Genomic DNA, 5,932 nt, shown 5'->3' with positions numbered 1-5,932 from the left:
CTTCAATCTAAAAGAATAACCCAAGATTGGATAAATTATTAATGACTCGCCATTCGTTTCTTAGTGATTCTGGATCATCAAATGGACTTCCTAATCTAATCAGCTAGTTCTTCCCATAAAATGCCATACTTGACTGAATCATAATATTGATTATTTAAAAATCTAACTTTTCTTATCACTACTTCCTTTGTCATTCCACATTTCTCACCATTTTTTTGCATTCCTTTGTTTCCAGACCATGTAGTGAATCTAATAGGTGGTAGATAGGCAAAATACTCAAATAATTCTTTTAACCATAAAGGAAGAGAAAGGCTCCTCCTGCAAGACTCAGTATAATTTTTGCTTACTGCTCTCTTAAATTTTACGCACTAAAGCTGTTCTATATTGTTCCATATTCTTTGATATAAGAAAATGCATGCGGTATAAATTTCTTGCTCAGCTCAGAAAAGATTTGTCGTTTAAGAAAGGCCGTTTCCTCCATTGTCAATGAAGGATCCAATGTTGGTAATTCAATCTCAAAATTGTTTTTTTCGACAATAGGTAATTCTAATGTGAATGATTCTTCTTCCTTTATAGTATTCGTCACAAGTAGAGACTGATGGAAAATACTAGGCCGGCAATTTTTATATTTATTCTTACGTATCCTGTCAACGATAACTTCTATTTGATCAAAAAAGTACGCTTCATTTACGTCTCCAATAAGTTCGGCTAATTCTTTGAATGCCTTCGTTACAGGAAGCTGATTCTTCTGTACAAAAAAGTAATTAGCCAAAGTAAGCGGGAAGTGTTCTATAGAGGAAAGTGTGATAAAACGGTACTTCTCATTTCCTGCAGTTGTCCTCAACAATTCTGTCTCTCGGCTGTTTTTTACTCCATAAAAATACGCTTCTTTCCGTTCATCTTCGAAACAATACGCCCAAATAACTTCTCCCATCGCTAATTTTTGTTCATCAACAGAGAGTCTCTTCAATTGTTCAGCTATGGTTTCAGCAGCCGAAGTGGCTTGTTGCAAGTAATCTTTAGGATCAAATATTGGAAAGTTCAAATGATATCTTCGTTCTTCCCTCTTGATTAATCCTGCATCGATCAATAGATCAAGAAAATGGGAAAATTTATTTTGCGAAAATTCTTTTTTCAATTCTCTTAGAATCGTTTCTTGTTCTCGATGTTCATATAGATAATCGGTCAATGAAGAAAAAAGCGGATCATCGGTCAGTTTTTGATAAAAGTTTTCCTTATTTTTTGAATAATAATAGTTCATATATGTTCTCTTTTCTATCCGTTTTATTTTACTTAAAAGGCTTTTACGTAAAAAGGAGGAAGAACAAGAGTCATAATTGACTGTTATTCTCCTCCATTTCTTCGGCCTTTAGTATGTTCTATGTTTCTTTTTATATCAATCGCTTATCCATTCATTTTGAATGCTTCATACTACCATTTGATTAGCTAAATACAGCCGTCAATTGAGGTACGACTTGTTTTTTACGTGAAACGACACCTTTAAGCAAAGCACGGTTGTTGGTCAAAGTTGTTTGGAAAGCTTCTTCTACTTTTTCTTTTCCTTTACCAGCAACAAGTAATTCTGAATCACTGTCTAAGATGTTTGTGACAACTAATACGAACAGATCGTAGCCATTTGCTTTCATTTCATCTTCCATTGCTGCTTCTAGCTCTGCTTGTCGATCCATCACTTCATTAAGGTCCACTGTATTGACTTGAGCGATACGAACGTTGGAACTGCCCATTGGGAAACTTTTTGCATCCAAATCAAGAAGAACCGCAGCTGATTTATCACTTAGATTTGTTCCTGCTTTCAACATTTCAAGTCCATAAGTGTTTAGATCGACTTCAGCGATTGCTGCAAGTTCTTTTGCAGCTGCTTCATCTTCAGGCGTACATGTTGGTGATTTGAACAACAATGTATCTGAAATGATAGCTGAGAGCATGATTCCTGCGATTTCTTTAGGAATTGTTACTGGGTTTTCTTTATATAGTTTTAAAATAATCGTACTTGTACATCCAACTGGTTCTGCACGATAGTACAATGGATTAGCTGTTTCAAAGTTTGCAATACGATGGTGGTCTACTACAGCTAAAATATTTACTTCGCTGATATCTGAAATACTTTGTTGGAATTCATTATGATCCACAAGCATGACATCTGCATTTTCTGCTTTAGCTGACTCTACTACTCGTGGTGCAGATAGCTGAAAGTGGTCTAATGCGTATTGTGTTTCTTCATTAGGTGTACCTAGAGCAACTGCTTCAGTTTCTTTACCTAATTCATTTTGCAAGTGTGAAAACGCAATGGCTGCCCCGATTGCATCTGTATCTGGATTTTGGTGACCAAAAACTAAAATTTTTGACATGTCATTCGCTCCTTTGTGATTTCTCCTATTTAATAATAGCAAAAAAACGGAAAGAAGCAATACTTATCTTCTTTCCGATGCGACCTATCGCGTTAAATATTTTGTATACTCTTCTGTATGAAGCAATCGTTTAGCATTTTCGACACGTTCTTTTGTAGGTGGTTCGATCCCTTCTAATGGATATTTCAAACCAAGTGTTTCCCACTTGTATTTTCCCATCGTATGATAAGGAAGAATCTCTACTCTGTCTACATTTGACAAGGTTTGAATAAAGTTGTCTAGTCGGATCAAATATTCATCATAATCACTTCGCTCAGGAACTAGTACATGGCGAATCCAAACCGGTTTGTTGATTTTTGACAAATATTGAGCCATTTCTAAAATATTTTCATTGTCCCAATGCGTTAGTTTTTTATGCTCTTCATTATCGATGTGTTTGATGTCAAATAACAGTAAATCTGTATACTTCATCAATTCTTGAAAACGTGAAAAGAAAGGTTCTTCATACGTAAAAGGTTTTCCGCATGTATCCAATGTAGTATGCATCTTCCGCTCTTTTGCTTTTTTAAATAGTTCGATCAAAAAATCGATCTGCAATAGAGGTTCTCCACCACTAACAGTAATACCACCTTTATCTCCCCAGTAAGGTCTGAAGCGTTCTGCTTTATCTAAAAGTTCATCTGCTGTGTATTCTTTCCCTCCGCCAATATTCCAAGTATCTGGATTGTGACAAAATTGGCAACGCATGCGGCATCCTTGCATAAACACGACAAAGCGCAGTCCAGGTCCGTCTACTGAACCGAAAGTTTCGATAGAATGAACATAGCCGATTGTTTTTTCTTCCATTTAAGTTCACATCTTTTCTTTGATTTCATTTTAAGTACAAGTTAGCTGTCGAAGCGAAGCTTTCTGAACAAAATTTTTCGCAATTGCCGCTTCGTTATGTGTAAAATTTACAGGGACGGAACATACAAGTCCTGCCCCTGTAAATCGTTTCTTTCAAATAAGCATACTGATTATTCGATTTTGATGCGATGGCTATTCAACGACCTTTCGACGCTAAGTCGAAAAACTTTTTTCACGAACTTTTTACATTCTGTCGTGTGAAGTTCTCATCAAGACATCTAATTGTTGTTCTCTTGTCAAGTCACGGAATTTAACTGCATAACCAGATACCCGGATCGTCAAGTTCGGATATTTCATTGGATTTTCCATTGCATCACGCAATAAATCATTACTGAATACATTGACATTCAAATGATAAGCTCCTTTTGAGAAGTATCCATCTAAGACATTACGCAAGTTTTCGATTCTTGTATCTTGTTCTTTTCCAAGACCTGAAGGATTGATTGTTTGGGTATTTGAAATTCCATCCAATGCACAGCCGTAATTCATTTTAGCTGTTGAGTTCAGGCTAGCTAATAACCCACTTTGTTCCGCATTGTAACTTGGATTTGCTCCCGGCGCAAGTGGTTTTCCAGCTTCACGGCCATCAGGAGTATTTCCTGTATTTTTACCGTAAACAACATTTGAAGTAATCGTCAATAATGAAGTTGTTGGTTTTGAGTTGCGGTAAGTTTTATGACGTTTGATTTGTCCCATGAAGTATTCCAAGATCCATGAAACTAATTCATCTGCACGGTCATCATCATTTCCGTATTTAGGGAAGTCGCCATCCACTTCAAAATCAACTGCTATTCCTTTTTCATTACGGATTGCTTTTACCTTTGCATATTTGATCGCTGACAAGCTGTCTGCCGCATGAGAGATCCCAGCAATACCTGTAGCAAATGTGCGTTGCAAGTCAGAATCCATCAAAGCCAGCTGAGCTGCTTCATAAGAATATTTATCATGCATATAATGAATGATGTTCAACGTATTGACATATAGTTCTGCTAACCAATCCATCATATTCATGAAGTTATGTTTCACTTCTTCAAAGTCTAATATTTCTGATGTGATTGGACGATATTCTGGTCCAACTTGGGCGCCAGTCACTTCATCGACTCCGCCATTGATGGCATATAATAGTGTTTTAGCCAAGTTAGCACGAGCACCAAAGAATTGCATGTCTTTTCCGACAACTGTTCCTGATACACAGCAAGCAATCGCACAATCATCAGAACCCCATTGTTCACGAAGCTGATTATCATTTTCGAATTGAATCGAAGAACTTTCGATAGCGATTCTGCTAGCATATGTTCTGAATCCTTCTGGAAGGTGTTCAGAATACAAAACAGTCAAGTTTGGTTCTGGTGAAGGTCCCATATTTGTTAATGTATGAAGCAGACGGAAATCATTCTTTGTAACTAATGAACGACCATCTAATCCCATACCTGCAATGGATAAAGTAGCCCAGATAGGGAATCCTGAGAATAATTGGTTATATTCAGGTGTACGCGCGAATTTGACCATACGTAATTTCATTACTAAGTGGTCGATCAATTCTTGTGCTTCTTTTTCTGTGATTACTCCATTATCCAAATCACGTTGGATATAGATATCAAGGAATGCTGAGATACGTCCGATTGACATCGCAGCACCATTTTGTGATTTGATTGCTGCTAAATATCCGAAGTATAGCCATTGGACAGCTTCTTTTGCATTTGCAGCTGGTTTAGAAATATCATAGCCATATTTCGCAGCCATTTCTTTCATTTGCGCTAATGCACGATATTGTTCAGTGATTTCTTCACGTAAACGAATCACTTCTTCACTCATTGTATGATAACCAGTCATATCATGATCTTTTTTCTTTTGTTCCATCAAATAGTCGATTCCATACAATGCCACACGACGATAGTCACCGATGATACGTCCGCGACCGTAAGCGTCTGGAAGCCCTGTAATGATTTTGTTTTTACGAGCAGCACGCATTTCAGCAGTATAAGCGTCAAATACACCTTGATTATGTGTTTTGCGCCAGTCAGTGAAAATATGTGTCAATTCATCGTTTGGTGTATAGCCATTGCTTTTTAGCGCATTGTTAGCCATATTGATTCCGCCGAACGGCATGAATGCTTGTTTCAAAGGTTTGTCTGTCTGTAGACCGACGATTTTTTCCAAATCTTTATCCAAATAGCCTGCATCGTGTGAAGTAATAGTTGATACGATTTCTGTGTCCATATCATAGACACCGTTACGCTCGAATTGGATATCATTTAACTTTTGCAATTCATCCCATAATTTTTCTGTTGCTTCTGTTGGGCCTTCCAAAAAGCTGTCATCACCGCGATATTCAGTGTAGTTATTTTGAATAAAGTCTCTAGTGTCTACGCCTTCTTTCCATTTGGTACCTTTAAATCCATTCCATTGCTCCATTGTATGGACCTCCTAAATTTCTGTTTTATGTAACAGTTTTTACGTGATTAGTATAACACAGCACCCTATCTTTGCAAGGGTTTTCTTGTTTTTTATTTAACAATTTTTATGTTTTATTTACATATATTTAAATCAACGTTGACATACCAACATTTAAGCATTGTGAACACTTTCATCTTTTTTTGCAAACGTATAAGGATTTATTAAAAATGAATGAAAAAGAGACGCCATCTGTATTAATA

5 protein-coding genes are annotated in these 5,932 nt (G+C 36.7%); all 5 read right to left on the bottom strand.

The annotated features are described in order from the left end of the window. Positions 1-95: 95 nt before the first annotated feature. The 5 genes from RG571_RS11580 to pflB all read right to left on the bottom strand — a co-directional run bounded on the left by RG571_RS11580 (position 96) and on the right by pflB (position 5,690). Positions 96-221: a GNAT family protein gene (locus tag RG571_RS11580; protein ID WP_002296999.1), complete on the bottom strand. Its 126-nt coding sequence runs from the start codon at positions 219-221 to the stop codon at positions 96-98. A gap of 158 nt (positions 222-379) precedes the next feature. Then, positions 380-1,261: a DUF1803 domain-containing protein gene (locus tag RG571_RS11575; RefSeq protein ID WP_002339398.1), complete on the bottom strand. Its 882-nt coding sequence runs from the start codon at positions 1,259-1,261 to the stop codon at positions 380-382. 181 nt (positions 1,262-1,442) lie between these two features. After that, on the bottom strand, positions 1,443-2,369 hold the full coding sequence (locus RG571_RS11570) for a manganese-dependent inorganic pyrophosphatase (RefSeq protein WP_002339399.1): 927 nt from the start codon (positions 2,367-2,369) through the stop codon (positions 1,443-1,445). An 84-nt stretch (positions 2,370-2,453) separates the two neighbouring features. Further along, entirely contained in the window at positions 2,454-3,215 is a 762-nt protein-coding gene (gene pflA, locus RG571_RS11565) for a pyruvate formate-lyase-activating protein (RefSeq protein WP_002289264.1), read from the bottom strand. Between the two features lie 243 nt (positions 3,216-3,458). After that, positions 3,459-5,690, bottom strand: coding sequence for a formate C-acetyltransferase (gene pflB / locus RG571_RS11560; RefSeq protein WP_002289265.1), 2,232 nt, complete (start codon positions 5,688-5,690; stop codon positions 3,459-3,461). Positions 5,691-5,932: the final 242 nt, after the last annotated feature.

The organism is Enterococcus sp. FR204, from assembly GCF_031143325.1.
GTDB lineage: Bacteria > Bacillota > Bacilli > Lactobacillales > Enterococcaceae > Enterococcus_B > Enterococcus_B faecium.
Note: the sequence above shows the minus strand (reverse complement) of the source record. Positions and strands in the feature narration are given on the sequence as shown.

Excerpts from the sequence above, each read along its gene's own strand:
- RG571_RS11580 (WP_002296999.1), bottom strand. The coding sequence starts at position 221 with ATGCAAAAAAATGGTGAGAAATGTGGAATGACAAAGGAAGTAGTGATA.
- RG571_RS11575 (WP_002339398.1), bottom strand. The coding sequence starts at position 1,261 with ATGAACTATTATTATTCAAAAAATAAGGAAAACTTTTATCAAAAACTG.
- RG571_RS11570 (WP_002339399.1), bottom strand. The coding sequence starts at position 2,369 with ATGTCAAAAATTTTAGTTTTTGGTCACCAAAATCCAGATACAGATGCA.
- pflA (WP_002289264.1), bottom strand. The coding sequence starts at position 3,215 with ATGGAAGAAAAAACAATCGGCTATGTTCATTCTATCGAAACTTTCGGT.
- pflB (WP_002289265.1), bottom strand. The coding sequence starts at position 5,690 with ATGGAGCAATGGAATGGATTTAAAGGTACCAAATGGAAAGAAGGCGTA.